Origin of the sequence: uncultured Bradyrhizobium sp. (assembly GCF_947648125.1) — a bacterium.
GTDB lineage: Bacteria > Pseudomonadota > Alphaproteobacteria > Rhizobiales > Xanthobacteraceae > Bradyrhizobium.
Genome location: NZ_CANSMR010000001.1, coordinates 350736 through 368077, shown reverse-complemented (window position 1 = coordinate 368077; position 17342 = coordinate 350736). Strand labels below are relative to the sequence as shown.

18 protein-coding genes are annotated in these 17342 nt (G+C 63.1%); 9 read left to right on the top strand and 9 right to left on the bottom strand.

Going from position 1 to position 17342, the window contains the following annotated elements:
* Positions 1-28 precede the first annotated feature (28 nt).
* The gene (locus tag Q0030_RS01790) at positions 29-1279 is read right to left on the bottom strand and encodes an FAD binding domain-containing protein (RefSeq protein WP_298362564.1); all 1251 of its coding nucleotides are present in this window, start codon (positions 1277-1279) and stop codon (positions 29-31) included.
* A 202-nt stretch (positions 1280-1481) separates the two neighbouring features.
* Here Q0030_RS01790 and Q0030_RS01785 point away from each other — a divergent pair, with 202 nt between their 5' ends.
* Positions 1482-2153: a TetR/AcrR family transcriptional regulator gene (locus tag Q0030_RS01785; RefSeq protein WP_298362561.1), complete on the top strand. Its 672-nt coding sequence runs from the start codon at positions 1482-1484 to the stop codon at positions 2151-2153.
* A 16-nt stretch (positions 2154-2169) separates the two neighbouring features.
* On the opposite strand, the gene Q0030_RS01780 is transcribed toward Q0030_RS01785, so the two are convergent.
* Genes Q0030_RS01780 through Q0030_RS01770 form a run of 3 tightly spaced genes read right to left on the bottom strand, consistent with a single transcriptional unit; the run spans position 2170 to position 6232 of the window.
* Positions 2170-4398, bottom strand: coding sequence for a molybdopterin cofactor-binding domain-containing protein (locus tag Q0030_RS01780; RefSeq protein WP_298362558.1), 2229 nt, complete (start codon positions 4396-4398; stop codon positions 2170-2172).
* Positions 4395-4883: a (2Fe-2S)-binding protein gene (locus Q0030_RS01775; protein WP_298362555.1), complete on the bottom strand. Its 489-nt coding sequence runs from the start codon at positions 4881-4883 to the stop codon at positions 4395-4397. The genes Q0030_RS01780 and Q0030_RS01775 overlap by 4 nt, the downstream gene beginning before the upstream one ends.
* A 41-nt stretch (positions 4884-4924) precedes the next feature.
* A complete protein-coding gene (locus tag Q0030_RS01770) occupies positions 4925-6232 on the bottom strand; it encodes a cytochrome c (protein ID WP_298362553.1) in 1308 nt (435 codons plus the stop codon).
* A gap of 421 nt (positions 6233-6653) precedes the next feature.
* On the opposite strand from Q0030_RS01770, the gene Q0030_RS01765 reads away from it, so the two are divergent.
* The 3 genes from Q0030_RS01765 to Q0030_RS01755 are packed head-to-tail and all read left to right on the top strand — an operon-like array spanning position 6654 to position 10194.
* Positions 6654-7856 (top strand): MFS transporter, encoded by a 1203-nt coding sequence (locus Q0030_RS01765; RefSeq protein ID WP_298362550.1) that lies wholly within the window; start codon positions 6654-6656, stop codon positions 7854-7856.
* Between the two features lie 40 nt (positions 7857-7896).
* Positions 7897-9006 (top strand): FAD-dependent monooxygenase, encoded by a 1110-nt coding sequence (locus Q0030_RS01760; RefSeq protein WP_298362548.1) that lies wholly within the window; start codon positions 7897-7899, stop codon positions 9004-9006.
* Between the two features lie 39 nt (positions 9007-9045).
* Complete coding sequence (locus tag Q0030_RS01755; RefSeq protein ID WP_298362545.1) at positions 9046-10194, top strand: FAD-dependent monooxygenase; 1149 nt, start codon at positions 9046-9048, stop codon at positions 10192-10194.
* Between the two features lie 5 nt (positions 10195-10199).
* On the opposite strand, the gene Q0030_RS01750 is transcribed toward Q0030_RS01755, so the two are convergent.
* A complete protein-coding gene (locus Q0030_RS01750) occupies positions 10200-10616 on the bottom strand; it encodes an SAM-dependent chlorinase/fluorinase (protein ID WP_298363220.1) in 417 nt (138 codons plus the stop codon).
* A 350-nt stretch (positions 10617-10966) separates the two neighbouring features.
* Between Q0030_RS01750 and Q0030_RS01745 the strand changes: the two genes are divergently transcribed.
* Positions 10967-11290 (top strand): hypothetical protein, encoded by a 324-nt coding sequence (locus Q0030_RS01745; RefSeq protein WP_298362543.1) that lies wholly within the window; start codon positions 10967-10969, stop codon positions 11288-11290.
* A 53-nt stretch (positions 11291-11343) separates the two neighbouring features.
* Here the strand turns inward: Q0030_RS01745 and Q0030_RS40555 are convergent, their stop codons facing one another.
* A complete protein-coding gene (locus Q0030_RS40555; RefSeq protein ID WP_363323428.1) occupies positions 11344-11520 on the bottom strand; it encodes a hypothetical protein in 177 nt (58 codons plus the stop codon).
* Here Q0030_RS40555 and Q0030_RS01740 point away from each other — a divergent pair.
* The 4 genes from Q0030_RS01740 (at position 11447) to Q0030_RS01725 (ending at position 14111) form a co-directional block, all read left to right on the top strand.
* Complete coding sequence (locus tag Q0030_RS01740; protein ID WP_298362540.1) at positions 11447-11623, top strand: hypothetical protein; 177 nt, start codon at positions 11447-11449, stop codon at positions 11621-11623. The two genes, Q0030_RS40555 and Q0030_RS01740, sit on opposite strands and share 74 nt — an antisense overlap.
* 176 nt (positions 11624-11799) lie before the next feature.
* Positions 11800-12552 (top strand): hypothetical protein, encoded by a 753-nt coding sequence (locus tag Q0030_RS01735; protein ID WP_298362538.1) that lies wholly within the window; start codon positions 11800-11802, stop codon positions 12550-12552.
* A 132-nt stretch (positions 12553-12684) separates the two neighbouring features.
* Positions 12685-13341 carry a DoxX family protein gene (locus tag Q0030_RS01730; protein WP_298362536.1) on the top strand — a complete coding sequence of 219 codons (657 nt, stop codon included), beginning with the start codon at positions 12685-12687 and terminating at the stop codon, positions 13339-13341.
* Positions 13342-13370: 29 nt separating this feature from the next.
* On the top strand, positions 13371-14111 hold the full coding sequence (locus Q0030_RS01725; RefSeq protein ID WP_298362533.1) for a methyltransferase domain-containing protein: 741 nt from the start codon (positions 13371-13373) through the stop codon (positions 14109-14111).
* Positions 14112-14136: 25 nt separating this feature from the next.
* Here Q0030_RS01725 and Q0030_RS01720 read toward each other — a convergent pair whose 3' ends face one another.
* Genes Q0030_RS01720 through Q0030_RS01710 form a run of 3 tightly spaced genes read right to left on the bottom strand, consistent with a single transcriptional unit; the run spans position 14137 to position 17338 of the window.
* Positions 14137-14934: a glycosyltransferase family 2 protein gene (locus Q0030_RS01720; RefSeq protein ID WP_298362530.1), complete on the bottom strand. Its 798-nt coding sequence runs from the start codon at positions 14932-14934 to the stop codon at positions 14137-14139.
* Positions 14898-15977: a radical SAM protein gene (locus tag Q0030_RS01715; protein WP_298362528.1), complete on the bottom strand. Its 1080-nt coding sequence runs from the start codon at positions 15975-15977 to the stop codon at positions 14898-14900. The genes Q0030_RS01720 and Q0030_RS01715 overlap by 37 nt, the downstream gene beginning before the upstream one ends.
* A complete protein-coding gene (locus tag Q0030_RS01710) occupies positions 15974-17338 on the bottom strand; it encodes a glycosyltransferase 87 family protein (RefSeq protein WP_298363219.1) in 1365 nt (454 codons plus the stop codon). Before Q0030_RS01710 ends, Q0030_RS01715 begins: the two co-directional genes overlap by 4 nt.
* Positions 17339-17342: the final 4 nt, after the last annotated feature.

The window sequence follows — 17342 nt, the reverse complement described above, 5'->3', positions numbered from 1 at the left end:
GTGATTGTCCTCCCTCCATTGAATTCGCCTAGGCGGCAATGCCGTTTGCCACCGCAGTCTCCGCCATCACCGCCTCGGGGCTGCGATGCTGCTCTGCCATCGCCCGTTCTTCGGCCGTGGCGATTTGCGCCTGCATGTATGCGCCGAGGTGGCGGGCGCGCCGCACGACCGCGGCGCCGAACGGAAGTCGGGCCGCCTCGAATTTCGCGAGCGCCATCGGCAGATCGGCCGGATGGCCTCGCAACGCATCGACCAGAGCCGCCGCATCCGCCGCGGCCTTCGTCACGCCCATGCCGACATGCGGCCTCGCTACGAACGCAGCATCGCCGAGGATGACGGTGCGGGATCCGAGCGCCATGCGCGGCGTTTCGAGATCAAGGATGGCTTGGATGAACGGCTGAGATGTGAGGTGAACGACCTCGGCGAATTGCGGCGCCAGCAGCCGCTCCGCGTCCCGACGCATCGCGGTAATCACATCGGATCGAATTCTGGTCGGCGGAATCGACAAGGGCTGCCTGACACCGTCGATATCCGTCAAGAGATCCGCCAGTCCATGGTCGGCATCGGCCGGGCGATACCACACGAAATTGAATCGGCGCTCGCCGACATCCATCTCTTCGTTGGTCCCGGCGACGGGATAGCCGAGCATCTGCTCCCCGGGAGGCAGGCTGAAGGCGAACCAGTCGCACAATTCCGCCCGCGTCCGAGCCGACAGGTCCCGCTCGTCGACGAGGCCCCGCCAGGCGACGTAACCGGCGTATTTGGGCTGGACCTCTGTCGCGAGTTGCGCCCTGACGCTCGAGAATATGCCGTCGGCGCCGACCAGCAGATCTCCCGACGCTTCGGTGCCGTCGGAAAAGCGCGCCACCACCCGGTCGCCGAATTCCGTGACACCCTCGAGGTTCTTGCCGTGATGGTAGTGTTGCGCCGGAAGCGCCGCCTTCAGTAGCCCGTAGAGGTGCCCCCAGGATGTGAGCACCTGCCGCAACGCGAGCTCGCCTGCGATCCGGCCGCTTCGGTCCAGCACGCGCCGTCCCGGAACGACGACCCCGACCGCCGCGGCCGCAGTATCGATGCCCGCCCGGGCCAGGACGTCGAACAACTCCGAATGCGTGACGATGCCCGCGCCACGGCCCGCGAGTTCGGCGCCGATACGCTCGTAGACGTCGACGTCCCAGCCTTCCCGCCGCAACAGCAACGCGGCGAATAGCCCGGCCATCGATCCGCCGATCACAAGTACCTTCGGCGGCACTCCACGCTTCCAGCGGTCGTCGCTCATGAGCATCCTCCTTTCGGTGATCGACTATGCAGCGTTTCGCTGCTTATTTATCAATTGATCAATAACTGGCGCGACGCCCAGCGCGAGTCAATAGCTATTTATCAATTGATAAACAAAAAGTGATGGCCGCTTGCTGCGGTCCGCCCCGGCGACAAATCGGTGTATGAAGGCACGAAAGTGTCCTCAAACCGACGAATCAGGCGTGAAGCAGGCCAGACGAGCGCGTCTTCCGACGCCGATCCGAGAGCAGCAGAGACTGGACCCGTCCGAGCGGGAGGCCATTATCGCGCGAGAAGCCGTGTCGTTTTTCGCCGAGCACGGGTTCGAAGGGCAGACCCGCGAACTGGCAAAGCGGCTTCGCATCACCCAGCCCCTGCTCTATCGCTATTTTCCAAGCAAGGAGGCCCTGATCGAGCGGGTCTACCAGGAGGTTTTCATCGGGCGCTGGAAACCGTCCTGGGAGAAGATCATCACCGATCGCTCGGTTCCCCTGAAGGCCAGGCTGATCCAGTTCTATCGCGAATACGCCGAGGTCATTCTCACTTACGAATGGATCCGTCTGTTCATGTTCGCAGGCCTCAAGGACCTCGGACTGAACGCCCGCTATCTCAAGATGCTGCGCGAACGGGCGTTCGAAAAGGTGATAGAGGAGATCAGGTTCGAGTATGGACGCCCCTCGACCGACGAGCTGCCGACCACCGATCTCGAAGTCGAGATGGTGTGGGGCCTGCACGCCGCGATCTTCTATCTCGGAGTTCGCAAGTTCATCTACTCGATGCCGCTGGAAACCGACGTCAATTCGATCATCGATGCAAAGGTAACGACGTTCCTCGGCGGCGTTCGCTTCGTCCTCCCGGCGAAAGCGATGGCCTAGATCCAGATTCCTCGAACTACGCGCCGATCGCCTTCCTGATGCGGGCGGGACTGAACGGAAGGTCGTGCATCCGTACGCCGGTCGCATCCCTGATCGCGTTCGCGATCGCAGCTCCGGTCGGCCCTTGCGCAGCCTCGGCGACGCCATAGAAGCCATCGCCGGGCCGGTCGATCAGGTGAACGTCGACCGCGCCCGGAACGCTGTCGAACCGCATGATCGGATAGGCGGACCAATCCACCGAGGTCACGCGGGTGCGATCGAACGTGACCCGCTCGAACAGCGTCCAGCTCATCGATTGCAGAATGCCGCCCTCGATCTGGTTGCGCACGCCGTCCGGGTTCACAACCTGCCCCGTATCCACGGCCGCCACGACGCGGCGGACGCGAACAGCCCCGGTGAGGCGTACGACCTCGATCTCGACGGCCACCGCGCACCAGGCCTCGAGGTTCTTGTAGCGTGCAAAGCCAAAGCCGAAACCGGTGCTGTCGGAACGCTTGACCCGCGGTGCCCAGCCGAAGCGCGTTGCCACCGTTTCGATGACGTCACGCGCGCGGGGATCGACGTTGTGGCGAAGCCGAAACGTGACGGGATCCTGCCCCGAGCGCGCCGCCAGTTCGTCAAACATGCTCTCGATCGAAAGCACGTTGAGGTAACCGCCCAGCGAGCGCATGGAGGAGCCGCGCAAGGGCATGTCAGGCAGGAAATGACTGATCACCTTGCAGTTCGAAATCGCATAGAGCGGAATCGCGTTGCGGTCGCCGCCGCCCTCGGGCTGCGCCAGCGCAACCGGCGGCGCGGGTGGCGAAGCGTCGGACTTCAGCCGGGCGGCCGTCAGCGTTCCCGGAAGTCCGGGCCGCATCATATGCGACTGGCTCCAGACCTCATGGTGCCAATCCGCAATCATCCCGTCCGGTCCGACCGCGGCGCGGAGCCTGACCACCATGCCAGGTCCGAACGGATCCCAGGCGTGCTCCTGTTCACGCATCAGCTGGACCCTGATCGGCCGCCCGGGCATCGCGACGGCAAGCATCGCAGCATCGGCCGCGGCATCGTCGGCTCCATTGTGGCCGTAGCAACCGGCGCCTTCCGCATGGATGCAGCGAACGTTTTCGGTGGGCATGCGCAGCATGCCGGCAATCGCATCGCGAAGGAAGAAGACGCCCTGGGTATGCGTCCAAACCGTGAGCGCTCCGTCCTGGAATTGCGCAATCGCACAGGATGGTCCGATCGAGCCGTGGGTGAGATAGGGCCGGCTGAAGCTCGCTACGACCGCGATTCCCGGCTTGCCCGGACGTCCCTCGTCGTGAATCGTCGTATCGCGCGAAGGCAGATTGATCAGGGCACCCGGCAGGTCCGCGCTATCAGGCAGAGCTTGCTGTTCGATCCAGGTCGTGGTCGCCGCGAGCGTTCGCATTCCCTGAACGGCGGCCCACTCCCGGTCTGCGATCACGCCGAGGAAATTGCCGTCGCGCACGACCTTGGCGATCCCGTTCATCCGCTCGACAGGCGCGATATCGAGATCGCGCAAGGTGGCCCCGTAACTCGGTGGACGGACGACACGACCATGCAGCATCCCCTCGGGACGCAGATCCTGAACATAAGCGCTACCGCCTGTCACCTTGGCCGGGATATCGATCCGCGAAACCGGCTGGTTCATCACCGTGAAGTCCTCCGGCGAGGTCAGGCGCGACGTTGTGCTCGCTTCCACAGACAGCAGTTGATCGCGAACCAGCTCGCCATAGGCGAGGCGCGCGCCGTGCGGGCCGAATACTGCGCCGTTGCGGACCTGGAGCGTGGTTGCGGGCACGCCAAGCCTGCGAGCGGCCTCGCCACGAAGGATCTCGCGCGCCTGCGCCGCGGCGTGCCGAATTGCGGTGCCGGAGTCCTGCGTCGAATGGCTTGCGGCCGTATAGCCTTCATTCGGCGTCCGTGCGGTATCTGCCGTGACGAGCGACAGCCGATCGAACGGCACCTTGAGCTCCTCGGCCGCGACCTGGAGCAGCGCCGTCTTGAGACCCTGGCCAAGTTCAGCCTTTCCCGTGAGGATCGTAACCGCGCCCGATGCATCGATCCGAATCCATGCATCGATGTTTGGTGTGTCGTCGAGGCTTCCGGAAAGACCATGCTTCGAGGGACCTCCACCGGTGCCGGTTTCGGTCTGCGCGCGCGCTCCGGAGAATCGTAAGGCGACAATGAGCGCGCCGGCACCCGCCAATACGCTCCGTCGAGAGACAGCATGCGTCATCGCCCCGCCCTCACCTCGGCAGACTTCTTCTTCAGCTCGTCGGCCGCACGACGGACCGCACGCAAGATCCGCATATGAGTTCCGCATCTGCACAGATGCGGCTGCAGTTCGGCCCTGATCGCCTCATCGGTCACGTTCGGATCACGATTGAGCAGCGCCTGGGCGCGCATCATCATGCCGGGAATGCAATAACCGCACTGCGCCGCCTGCTCGGCGATGAAGGCCCGCTGCAACGGCCCCGGCGCTGTCTGGCTCCCAAGCCCTTCCAGCGTGACGATCGCCCGCCCTTCCAGCACCATTACCGGCGTGATGCAGGAGAAGATGGCCTTGCCGTCGACGATCACGGTGCACGCGCCGCACTGGCCGAGACCGCAGCCGTACTTTGCAGCGTTCAGCCCGAGTTCGTCGCGGAGAACATAGAGCAGCGGCGTGTCCGGGCTCGCCTTGATGGATCGGCTCTCGCCGTTAACGGTCAACGTTGTCATGGCGCGTCAGCGACCCTTCTAGTCATTGTTCTCTTGCCGGCTCACCGGTTGGCTCTTGCGTCCGCGACCGCCTTGGCGACCCCGTCCCACTGGGTCTTGCCGGCGAACTGCGTGCGCAGGTAATTGGCGAGATCGGAGATTTTCCGGTCGTCGAGAACATCGCCGAAGCCGGGCATGATCGGATGCGTCGAGCCATCGGTGGATGCGGGTATTCCCCGCAGCACCAGATTGATCAGATTGGCTGGCGTGTCGTCGGCAAGAGCTGTTGAGAGAGCAAGGCCCACGCCCCCAAACGGCAAAGGTCTGGCGCCCTCATGGCATGACGCACAAACGGCACCGTAGATCGCTCCGCCCGGATCGGACTGGAGCGGCGGCGTCGCAACTTGCACGCCGGCCGCCTGCGGCTGTTGTCCCGGCCCTGAAGCAACGGGAATCTTTGCGGTTGTCCTTGCTTCGCCCTTGCCGAGCGAAGCCAGATAATAGGCCATCGCGCTGACGTCAGCGGGATCGACCAGGGACAGATTGTCAGCCACGTTCGCCATGGGACCTTGAGCCGTGCCATGCATGGGATGCGAGCCACGTGCGAGATAATCCGTCAGGGCCGCCTCATCCCACGGGACCGGCGACGGTGAGCTTCGACCGAGCGCGTAGGCACGCCAGCCTTCGGCCACGCCGCCCTGGAAACTGGCCGAGATCTCTTCTGCTCCCATCAGGTTTCGCGGAGAATGGCAGGCGCCGCAGTGCCCAAGCCCGTCGACCAGATACTTCCCCCTGTTCCACTTGTCGTCCTTCGACGGGTCGGCAACGAAGCGCTCCTGATGCAGAAACAGCAGCTTCCAGCCGGCGAGCGTCAGGCGAATATTGAGCGGAAACGGAAGTCCGTTTGGCGGCGCCGACGATCTGACCGGATCGAGCGACATCAGGAAGGCATACAGTGCCTTCGCATCATCATCCGCCACGCGCATGAAGTGGTCATACGGGAACGCCGGATAAAGGTGACGGCCCTCGCGGTCCACACCTGAACGCAAGGCACGAACGAACGCCTGCTCGGACCATCGACCGATGCCGGTCTCGGGATCGGGCGTGATGTTGGTGGAATAGATCGTGCCGAACGGCGTCGGCATCGCAAGTCCGCCGGCGTACGGTGCTCCGCCGGACGCGGTGTGACACGTGGCGCAGTCGCCAAGCAGCGCGAGGCTTGCGCCACGCCGCACCATCACCGTATCGGTGGCCCCGGCTGATCGCGGATCGATCGGATCAATCGACGATTCCCAGGCGTAGAGAAGCGCCCCCGTCCCACCGATCGCCCCGACGGCAAGCAGCGCGAGCAGAACTGACCTGAGCTTCATCGCCTTCCCTTCCTGAATGGAAACGCCATACCAGTTCGCCGCAGCCGTCATCTTTTCAGTTTGATGCGGCCCTTGAACAATCTCCCGATGAGGTCACGGCGGTGCGGAGCATGGGCGTCGTGTCGCCGGTTCGGCCAACGACGTTCGACCGGGAGGTCGCACCGCCGCAATGCGCCCGCGGACTCAAAAGCCAGTCCAAAGCATGCGCGTTCAGTCCAATACGTTCGCAGACTAGCCACGTAAGGTGCCATGCAAGCTCTCTCACCCGGAGCGCGCGTTGCGCAGCCAGCGGCACATGACAGCCATTCATTTTGCACGGAGTTGCTATTTATCAATTGATAATTAACTGCCGGTCGTGTTTGAAGTCAAGCGTCGGACGCAGCGAATTGAAGCTGCGCACCGACCAGCGAGGATTGCGGCCATGTCGACGTCTGCTCTCAGCACGGATCAACGGGTCACTGAACTCACCCGCGCACGGACATTTGCCATGGCGGTTTGTGCGAGCATCGCGGTCGCGAACATCTATTACAATCAGGCGCTGCTCGGCCTGATCGAAGCGAATTATCCGGGCTCCTCGGCGATCGGCCTGATACCCACGGCCACGCAGTTTGGCTACGCCGTCGGTCTCCTCCTGCTGGTCCCGTTGGGCGATCTCGTGGAGAGGCGGCGCCTTATCGCCGCGCAATTCGTCGTTCTGGCGGCAGCACTCGCTTTCGCTGCTGTTGCACCAACCACGCTGGCGTTGATCGCAGCCTCGCTGGTGCTGGGCATAGCGGCCACGGTGGCCCAGCAGATCGTCCCGTTCGCCGCAACGCTCGCCGACGACAAGACACGGGGCGCCGCGGTCGGAACAGTCGTCAGTGGAATCCTCGGCGGAATCCTTCTCAGCCGCACGATAGCCGGCTTCGTCGGATCGCATTTCGGATGGCGCGACATGTTTTGGCTTGGCGCGCCTTTGGTGCTCGGCGCCGCCGCGCTGGTCCGCCTGACCCTGCCCCGCCATCATCCGACCCAGAGCCTGGGATACGCCGCCGCGCTGCATTCGCTCGTGCATTTGCTGATCGAAGAACCGGCGCTTCGGCTGGCCGCTGCGACGCAAGCGATGCTGTTCGCCTCCTTCATCGCCTTCTGGACCGTCTTGTCCCTGCATCTGCAAGAGCCGGCGTTTGGCTTCGGCCCCGAGATCGCCGGCCTGTTTGGCGTCATCGGCGCGTCGGGGATCCTCGCTGCGCCGCTCGCCGGCCGCACAGCCGACAAGCGCGGCCCTCATCTCGTGATCGCGGTCGCCGCCGCGATCTCGCTATCCTCCTGGGCGGTGTTCGGGGGCTGGAACACCATCGCCGGACTGACCGCCGGAGTGGTGCTGCTCGACGTCGGAGTGAACGCGGCGCTGGTTGCCAACCAGCATCTGATTTTCGCGCTCCGTCCCGAGGCGCGAAGCAGGCTGAACACGGTTTTCATGACCGCCATGTTCATCGGTGGATCGCTTGGATCGCTCGGCGCGAGCTGGGCCTATGCGCACGCGTCGTGGTTCGGCGTTTGCGGCTACGGAGCCGCACTTGCGGCCGCTGGCTTGCTCTTGCAGTTGCCGACGTTGTTCGGCCGGAAGGCAGCGCATCACTGACGTCCCGAGGTCGAATGGACGCATTTGGAGATCGCAAGGCATGCGCATCGCAATCATCGGAGGCTCTCTCGCGGGATTGTTCGCCGCGACGCTGCTGACCCAGGATGGACACGACGTCATCGTCTACGAGCGATCGCTCCATGGGCTCGAAGGGCGCGGCGCCGGCCTGCTGGGCAAGCGCGAGACCTTTGCCGTTCTGCGCGCGGCCGGCTGCGAACATGTCGCACGCGTCGGGGTGGTCGCGCGGGAACGGATCGTATTCGGCGACACGGGCCCGACCATCGATCAAAAGATGCCGCCCCAGATGCAGATTTCGTGGGACTACATCTATCGTGTCTTTCGGCAGCGGATGGCGAATGGATCATATCTGCTCGACCGAAAGGTCGAACAGCTTCGCGAGGAGGCCGATCGCGTCGTCGTTCGCTTCAGCGACGGCAGCGAGACGGCTGCCGATCTCGTCATCGGCGCGGACGGCATCGCGTCCGTCGCGCGCGCCACGGTCGACAGCCAGGCCGCGGCGAATGTCTACGCAGGCTATGTCGGGTGGCGCGGCCTCTTGCCGGAACGCGACCTGCCGGGCTTCGCGGCCAGCGACCTCCTCGAGCGCTTCGCATATTTCCGCATGCCGCATTCCCATGTGCTCGGCTTTCTGGTCCCCGGACCGAACGGCGAAACCAAGCCCGGAGATCGCAGATACAACTGGGTCTGGTATCGGCCAGCTATCGGACCGACGGCGCGCGACGATGTGCTTACCGACCGCGAAGGCCGCATCCACCCATACTCGCTTCCCCCGGGCGCGATTTCCGAACGAGCTCGCGAGAGGCTCGTCGACGACGCCAAGCGACTGCTGCCGCGCTCCTTTGTGGCAGCGGTTGAAGCGACACGCCAACCGTTCGTGCAGGGGATCTTCGACTACGAAACGGAGCGAATGATCTCGCAACGGATTGCGCTGGTGGGAGACGCGGCGTTCGTCGTTCGGCCGCATACGGGGATGGGCATCGCAAAGGCGGCGGCTGACGCCATGGCGCTGCGAAAGCATCTTGCATCGGCGCCGCTCGGCGAGGCGCTCCAGCAATACGGCCGGGAACGCAGACAGGCAGGCGGCGCGATCGCCGCGTCCGGCCGCGAGCTGGGTGCGCACCTCGTGTGAGCCCGCCGATTGTCGAAACAGCAAATCAGGGAGAAGCAGATGAGCTGGCATGCCGATCATGATTTCAGGGTGACGATCAGCGGCGGATCGGTTGCCGGGCTTTGCAATGCAATCACCCTTCGCAAATTGGGCGCGGCCGTCACCGTGCACGAGCGCGTGCCGGGTCCGATGCTGGCCCGAGGGGCCGGGATCGTCGTTCAGCGCGAACTGATCCAGCTGCTCGAGGACAACAATGCAGGTCCGCTCCCTTTCACGACCTGCCGCGGCCGGCGCTATCTCGACCCGGACGGCGGCGATGGCGTTCTCCAGGACATGCCGCAGGAGTTCACCTCCTGGGAAGCCATCCACAAGGCGCTGCGGGCAGCCGTTCCCGCTGAATGCTATCGGGCCGGCTCCGCGGTGACGGCGGTGTCCCAGGCAGGCTCCAAGGTCGCAGCGACCCTTGGCGACGGCTCCATCGTGGAAAGCGACCTGTTCGTGGCCGCGGACGGTTCGGGCTCGGCGGTCCGGCGTCAAATGCTTCCTGATGTCGAGGCGCGATACGCCGGTTATGTCGCCTGGAGAGGCACGCTCGATGAACGCGACGTGCCGTCCGATCTTTTTCCCTTCTTCAACGACCGCTTCACCTTCTCGGAAGCCCGCAGCGGCGGCCACATGCTGGCGTATTTCATCCCGGGGCCCGACGGGGCCGTTACGGTCGGATCACGTCGGCTGAACTGGGTCTGGTATGTGCACGTTAGTCGCGCCGATCTCGCCCACACGTTGACCGACAAGAGCGGCGTGCAACATCGATCCTCGCTTCCGCGCGGCACGACACCGGATAGGGCCATCGCCGATCTGAGGGCCCGCGCATTGCGCGAGATTCATCCAAAGATGGCCGCGCTGGTCTCGGAGACGCCGGATCCGTTCCTTCAGACCATCCTAGACGTCACTGTGCCGAAAACCCTGTTCGGCCGCATCCTGCTGACCGGCGACGCAGCTTTCGTGGTGCGGCCTCACACGGCCGGAGGGACCGCCAAGGCAGCCTACGAGGCCTCGGTGCTCGCACGCGCATTGCAATCGGCACGCGCGAATGTCGACGTCGCGCTGCAATCGACGGAGCGGCTGCAGCTCGAATATGGCAACGCGCTCTACCAATACGGCCTCGCGCTCGGCAATCGCTGGTCGCGCGAACGGAACACGGATTAGCTCGCTCAACCGGAGCCCGCCCCGAACCGATCGACGAGAAAATCGATGAAGAGATCGCGACCGTGAAAACTGGCCGAGAGGCGCTCCGGCTTCCAGTCGATGTGCCAGCTCCGCGTCTGTCCGGCACGGCGCTGGACCAGTTCGAACAATCCGTTGCCCGGGCCGACATACCAGCGGCCGTCGGCCTCGACGATGACAGGCGGGCGTGCCCCGCCGACGCCGGGATCGACCACGCCAAGAAAAACGGTACCCGCCGGAAACCATGCGGCATAGGCCGCCAGTAGGTAGGCCGATGCCTTGGGATTACCAACCGGCGCATCAGCAAACAGGTCAATAATGGATGTGCCCGGCGCCATCTGGTCCAGCACCGCCTTCATCTGACCCACATACGGGCCGTGCAACCCGAAGTCCGTGAACAGCACAATCAAAGTTGCCAGCTAACCTCCGTGCGTCCTGCCGCAATGGGCTCGAGCATCATAGCGCGACGGCGAAACAATAGTGCGCATCTTCAGCGGCCCATGGCGCGGCAATGATATCAGTGGGTTAGTTGAAAATTTCCGATTTCATTGTGTTGCGCTTGCTGCGTCGGATTTCCACCTATTTTCAAGCGTGCCCCTGCACTCTCGGCGGACGCAACCCTCCGTCGATGTGAATGGCAAGTGCGGCCCCCTTGGCGGCCTGAGGCCGGCATGCGCGGGCGAACCGCATCACCCGGAGGCTGCCCGCTGAAAAGTGACCTGTAGCCTGGCCGGCCGAACATGAGGAGAGGTCGGTGGTCAAGAAGACGAAGAAGGCCGCCAAGTCCGCGAAGAAGCGCAAGCCGGCCCCAAAAAAGGCAGCGCCGAAGACGACCCAACGCGACCGGTCGATCTCGGAGCGATTGCATGGCCTCGGCAAGGTGCGCAAGGCGGCCGAGGAATTTCTCAAGATCCAACTCGAGATCGATCATGCATGCGGCAAAGGCGGTCAGCTCGCGTTCGGCGAGTTCGGCGCGCGGTTGGCGGCCGCCAAGAGTGCTTGGGAAGCTGCGATCTTGAACTCGGACGATGTCACGGATTGGATTGCAGCTGCGCGTAAAGCCGCACATCTGCCTTAGGTGTTCGGCAGCCGCCGCATTGGGAGCTTCGATACGCTCGCCGTTTTGATAGGCTAGGCGCGGCAGTTCCGTTTCCCACAGATCGAAGAGCCTCGCCACAATGGCGGCGGACTTTCCTGGCGGGCTTTCACCCGTGCTGCAGGATCCTTGCCGCGGATGTCCTCTTCGACCTTCCAGAGCGCCGCCATTGTCGTGATCGTCTGCGTCGCCAGCCGCGAGCTTTCGTTCACATGCAGTTCGAAGAAGCGCCTCCTCATATGGGCAAAACAGGCGATCATCGGCGCCGCCTTCTTTGGTGTGCCGGTTGTAGGCCGCATAACCGTCCACCTGTAGCAGGCCGCTAAAGCCCACCGGATACGCTCCGGCTGTCTTCGAAGCAGTATGCGCAACGTGAAAGGGGGTCCATCGCCTGACGTATATTCGCTATTATCTCAAGCGAGCCTAAGTGCCACGACGACCGGGCCTCAGCCCGATCGTCGCATTTTGCCCCCAAACCCAAGGAGTTCGACATGAGTAGGACTCGTACTCAGGCGCGCGGCGAATTGGGCCGCCTCAATCTGATGTTCCTCTTCTTCGGCTTGCTGTTGGTCCTCCCTCAAGCTTCCCGGGCGCAGCAAAGCCCGCCAATTGCCGAACAGATCGCCAAGACCTACGGCCTCGATTCGTTCGGGCAAATCGAGGCCATCCGCTATACTTGGACTTTGGAGGCTCCCAATCTCAAAATTTCCAACACATGGGAATGGAGCCCGAAGACCGACATGATCTCCTATGAAGGGAAAGACAAAGAAGGCAAGCCGGTCAAGGCGAGCTATCAGCGCTCGCAGATCTCTAGCCAAAGCGATGCAATCAAGAAGGACGTCGATCCGGCATTCGCCAACGATCAGTATTGGTTGCTGCTGCCGTTCCACGTCGTATGGGACGGCGCGACGGTGACCGATGAGGGCGCGCAGAAACTCCCCCTCGGCGGGGGTTCCGCTCAGCGAATCGTGGCGAAATACCCGTCCGAGGGCGGCTACCAGCCCGGCGACGCCTGGGACCTCTACATCGGCGACGACAAGCGAATAAAGGAGATCGTCTACCACCGCGGCGCTAACAATCCGCCCAAGCTCGTGATGGCGACCTATGCGGACTACAAGAAGGCCGGTCCGCTCCTGATCTCGACGGATCACCGCGGCACGGTCGACGGACAGCCCTTTTCGATTTCTCTTTCGGATGTGTCGGTTAAGCTGACCGGCTCGGACAAATGGATCAACGCGCAATGACCGTCGGAAGCGGTTGGTGATGAAGGGCAAGGCGCGCCGCGGCGGTGCGCCTTGTCAGTTAACCGATACGCGGAGTAACGATTCAATCAACCGATACGTAGAGTAATGGCTCGGTTCTTGGAGCAAACGCATATGCCCGCCAATCCCTTCACCGACGTCTGGCATTTCCTGACCGCGACGACGAACGATTATCTGCATCAGGGAAACTGGCGCTATCCGATCCTGGCGCTGTTCTGGGCGTTACTGCTCGCCGGCATTGCGATTGCTTTCCAGAATTGGCGGGAGGATTCGGAGCAACGTTCTGGCCGACATCTCGGAATCTGGCTGGTCCGGGTCCTGATCGGCTGCCTGTGGTTCCAGGGGATGTTGTGGAAACTGCCGCTGCCGGTGTCCGACGGCTTGCAGTACTGGACCGAGCAGGAATCGACCAACGCGGCGTTCGAGTTTCACCGCACCTTCATGAAGGATGTCGTGTTGCCTCATATGAGCGTGCTTGGACCGATTGTCTTCCTCGCCGAGTTGGTCTTCGCTGGCTCCATGCTCCTCGGGCTGGCCGTGCGCTTCGTGGGAGTACTGGCCGTCGCCTATACGCTGCAACTCTGGCTCGGCCTCTATGACAATCCGTCCGAATGGCCGTGGACGTATATGTGCCTGGCCATCGTGATATTCCTGTTCGTGATTGACGGCGCCGGCCGCAGTCTCGGCCTTGACGCCTGGCTACGCCGCAACGTCCCTCCCGTGCGCGATGGGAAGGGCCTCGTTGGATGGTTCTTCAATATCGCGGGCTAAAGCGGCTAAGGATGCCTGGCAGGCAGATAATGGCACTGGCGCGTTTGGCGGCGCTTTTCGCGGCGCTGGGCGCTACTTGCGCTTATGCCGCCGATATTGGTTATCTTGCTCCGCTTGGTGTCCCGGCAAAGGAGTTTCCCTCACCTCGGCGACCGGTTGCACAGATCGTCAGCCCAGGCCGTTCCGCCGAGGAGCACCGTGATGCCTTGAATGAGGCAGGTGAGATTGCCCGCCGTCTTGAACTGAAGCCTGGCATGACGGTCGGCGATATCGGTGCGGGCAGTGGCTACCACACGGTCCGGCTCTCGCGCCTTCTCGGCCCCACCGGCTCCGTCGTCGCCGAGGACGTCACGCGGGATTACCTCGTCGAGCTCGCCCGGCGTGCGGAAACTCTGAAGCTCGCAAACGTCAAATACGCGCTGGGCGAGCCACACGACCCGCGCCTGCCCGCGTCCTCGTTGGACGCCGCAATCCTCGTGCACATGTATCACGAGGTAAGCCAGCCCTATGCCTTCCTCTATAATCTCGCGCCCGCCTTGAAACCGGGCGCGCGGATCGGCATTGTCGACCTCGAGCGTCCGACGTCGGAGCACGGCACGCCGATTGAGCTTCTGCGTTGCGAACTGAGCGCCGTCGGCTATCGCGAGATCGCCACATCTCAGCTCGCCGGCGATGGCGGATATCTGGCGGTGTTCTCGCCACCGGAAGCAGGGCAACGGAAATCTCCCCGGGATATCGTTGCGTGTGGGGATCGCGCCGGCGTGCGTTGATGCCCTCGCCGGAATCCTGATGAAATCATTGCCTGCGAGTTTCCCGGTGACGCAGCTCAAGCGCGAGGCGAACGAACGTCGCCGAAATGGACCAGGCCGCCTTGAGGCCGGCGAAGAGATTGCCGGAGACCTTCGATACACCGCCAATCCGCCGTCGCTGACCGACGGCGATCTCCAGTGCCGGCAAACGCGCGGCTGCTATTCGCATCAGCATTTCCAGGTTCCAACCATACGTCTCTTCCCTCATGCCGAGGCGTCTGAGTTCGTCCCGCCGGATGGCGCGAAAAGGTGACAGGTCGGTGAAGCTTGCGCCGTAGACGAGACGCAGGAGCAGCCGGCCGACGCGAGCTGCAATGAGCTGCTGTGGCGCCAGGCTACCCGGCTCGCGTGGACCGCGAACGCGCGAGCCGAGAACGAAGACAGCCTGCCGAGCGACAATCGGCGACACCAGATCAGGGATGAATTCCGCGGAATCGCTGCCGTCACCATCGAGAAAGACGAGAATGTCGGCGTCAGCGCGCACAGCGGCGATACCCGCCTGTATGGCGCGACCGTAGCCGCGTCGCGGCTCGACGATCACGCGAGCTCCAGCTGACTCTGCCCGCTCGACCGTACGGTCCCGCGAGCCCCCGTCGACAGCAACAACCTCGCTCACATTCTGTGCCAGCACCGCGGCGACGACCTGGCCGATTGCGGCCTCCTCGTCGAGGCAGGGAATGATCGCGGAAACGACGGGCGGGTGGCGCGACGCAGGCCGCTTCTCACCCATCTCGTCGGTAACCTTGTTCACAGGCTCCAGCGCAGGCCGCAATTGGCGCAGCATTCAGGCGGCTTGTCTGAGAGAAGCGCCGCACGAAAATCCCGATAGGCGGGCCCGTTCCAGATGTCCTGCAAGGACTGCTTCCCCACATGGCCAAGCGTGTAATTGTCATAGCCATGCTGCGAGAACGGCGCGATACAGCATGGCAAGGCGCGGCCATTGGCCGTGAAATACATCAACGACCACGGCCGCCGGCAAAGCGACCACGGCGAGCCGTCGCTAGTTCCCTTCAGGCTCAACCCCGGCTCGGTCGCAGCCCCCGACGCGCTGAAGGTCACGCCGAGGGAACGCGCCAGATCCTCGGCCTGTTTCAGATAGGCCGCTTCGCCCTCGGTCAGGCGTTCGAACAGGGCCTGATCCGGTTGCGCCTTGCCGATCGCCTTCTCAGCGAAAAACACCAGCCGCTGCAGATAGACTTCCTTGACGCCGATCTCAGCTGCAACCTTCAGAAATGCGGGGAGCTCCTCGACAGTCTCTCGAAGGCCGGTGAGCCAGACAGAAACCTGCGGCTTGGCGTGCCCTTCCCGCTCCTGCAACTCGCGAAACGCACGCACATTGCGGAGGATGCGGCCGAAATAATCCCTGCCCCGGATCGACTTGAAACTCGCGCGGTTTGACGCATCGAGCGACACACGCAGCTCATCGAGCCCGGCGTCGATCAGGGCACGGCCGTTGCGCTCACTGAGCACCGTTCCATTGGTGTTGAACAGGGCATAGACGCTCCGATCCTTCAGGTATTTCACCATCCGCGGCAGGTTCGCGACCAGCATCGGCTCGCCGACGCCATGCAGAACCGCCCGCGCGAGATCGGGAACCTGGTCGACAATCGACGTGAATAGGTCCCAGTCCATGTCTGCCGGCGGCTCGAGCTCCTCATAGGTGCGAGGACATGTGGTGCACAACAGATTGCAGCGGTTGGTTACCTCCAGATAAAGGCAGACCGGCGGGCGCGAGGCGACCTCGGTGCGCTCGCCCGTGACCGACTCGTGATACCGGCGCGGATCGATTGGCGCGTGAGTGCCTGGCGCTTCGCCGGAAAGGCTCATGATGATAACCCTGTCTCTGCGGTCCGCTGCATGCGAGTCTTCCACGCCACCAAGGCCCAGGCCAGCAAAAGACCTCCGAACAGAATTGATTTTGTCACCATTCTTGGAAGGTAGAAATCCCAGTCGAGTTGCTCGGACAGCAAGAGCCCGCCGATTGAAACGACCCAATTTGCCGAGGTCCCACACAGCGCAACAAACGGCGCGATGACTAGAAAATACCAGGGATAATTGGGCGACACCAACAAGAGGGTGAGGAGTAACAGCATGTTGATGTCGCCAAGCGCAGACGCGACGGTGCGGTCAGAGTTGCGGGCCACGGAGACCCCCCTCAACAGCAGGACTAGCGCGGCCATCACGACGTAGGCGGCAACATCTCCTTGATGCTCTCCGAACACGAGCCGCCAGAGCGACAACAGCCAGAGATCGTTGCCGGCACTGACGCCCTCTTCCGTCAAATAGCCCTTGGTCAGGAATCCGAGGACTCCCCAACCGACCGACAAATAAGGAAGATAACAAAGCGAGACGGTAGCGATCACGACCAGCGGCATCTTGAGATCCCACGGGCGCCAGATCCCGGCGAATACCGCCGCCGCAAATGGTTTGACCAGCACCGAAAGCGCGATCAAGACGGCTCCGCGGAGCGCGTGCCCGGTCAGCGCAGTGAACAGGCCCAGCATCATCAGCGCAACCATGAGCGCGTCAATATGACCGCTGTTGGCGATCTCCCACAAGGGCAGTGGATGCCAGAGATAGGCGACCACGCGTGTCACCGGGCGGTTCATTCGCCGCAGCAGGAGCACGATCAGCGTTACCGTGACGGCCTCGCACCCGAGCAGCGCGAGACGCATCACAGTCACGCTTTCACCGATACGCGTGACAATGAGAAAGAAAAGTTGCGCCACCGGAGGATAGATCGTGACCGCCGTATCGGCGCGGTTGATGTGGGGAAAGATCGCGCCATCGCGCAGAAACGCCAGCGCCTCATCGGCCGGAAAATACCGGTAAGGGTTGATGCCGGCAGCCTGAACCCCGCCGTCCCAGATATAGCGATAGATGTCGCTGGACAAAAACGGACCGAACAGCAGCACATAGATCCTGAGCGCAATCCCAAGTCCAAAGATGAGCCACAGCGCACGATCGGGCGGCGCGCGCTCGGAGAGGCGTGTCGCCACGATCGCCAACAGACCCGCGGCGATGGTCAGAGCAATGAAGGCATTGTCACCATAAGCTTCGAAGGCAAAGGGAGTGACCAGGGTCAAACCGACCAGGACGGCGCCGATACCAGCCAATAGATGCAGCGGATGCACGTTGTTGGCGGCGCGCCCGAGTCGACCGAATTGACCCGAAATATTCTCTGACATCGAC

Excerpts from the sequence above, each read along its gene's own strand:
- Q0030_RS01780 (WP_298362558.1), bottom strand. The coding sequence starts at position 4,398 with ATGACGCATGCTGTCTCTCGACGGAGCGTATTGGCGGGTGCCGGCGCG.
- Q0030_RS01790 (WP_298362564.1), bottom strand. The coding sequence starts at position 1,279 with ATGAGCGACGACCGCTGGAAGCGTGGAGTGCCGCCGAAGGTACTTGTG.
- Q0030_RS01715 (WP_298362528.1), bottom strand. The coding sequence starts at position 15,977 with ATGAGCCTTTCCGGCGAAGCGCCAGGCACTCACGCGCCAATCGATCCG.
- Q0030_RS01720 (WP_298362530.1), bottom strand. The coding sequence starts at position 14,934 with ATGCTGCGCCAATTGCGGCCTGCGCTGGAGCCTGTGAACAAGGTTACC.
- Q0030_RS01770 (WP_298362553.1), bottom strand. The coding sequence starts at position 6,232 with ATGAAGCTCAGGTCAGTTCTGCTCGCGCTGCTTGCCGTCGGGGCGATC.
- Q0030_RS01740 (WP_298362540.1), top strand. The coding sequence starts at position 11,447 with ATGTCCTCTTCGACCTTCCAGAGCGCCGCCATTGTCGTGATCGTCTGC.
- Q0030_RS01710 (WP_298363219.1), bottom strand. The coding sequence starts at position 17,338 with ATGTCAGAGAATATTTCGGGTCAATTCGGTCGACTCGGGCGCGCCGCC.
- Q0030_RS01725 (WP_298362533.1), top strand. The coding sequence starts at position 13,371 with ATGGCACTGGCGCGTTTGGCGGCGCTTTTCGCGGCGCTGGGCGCTACT.
- Q0030_RS01730 (WP_298362536.1), top strand. The coding sequence starts at position 12,685 with ATGCCCGCCAATCCCTTCACCGACGTCTGGCATTTCCTGACCGCGACG.
- Q0030_RS01765 (WP_298362550.1), top strand. The coding sequence starts at position 6,654 with ATGTCGACGTCTGCTCTCAGCACGGATCAACGGGTCACTGAACTCACC.
- Q0030_RS01775 (WP_298362555.1), bottom strand. The coding sequence starts at position 4,883 with ATGACAACGTTGACCGTTAACGGCGAGAGCCGATCCATCAAGGCGAGC.
- Q0030_RS01760 (WP_298362548.1), top strand. The coding sequence starts at position 7,897 with ATGCGCATCGCAATCATCGGAGGCTCTCTCGCGGGATTGTTCGCCGCG.
- Q0030_RS01735 (WP_298362538.1), top strand. The coding sequence starts at position 11,800 with ATGAGTAGGACTCGTACTCAGGCGCGCGGCGAATTGGGCCGCCTCAAT.
- Q0030_RS01755 (WP_298362545.1), top strand. The coding sequence starts at position 9,046 with ATGAGCTGGCATGCCGATCATGATTTCAGGGTGACGATCAGCGGCGGA.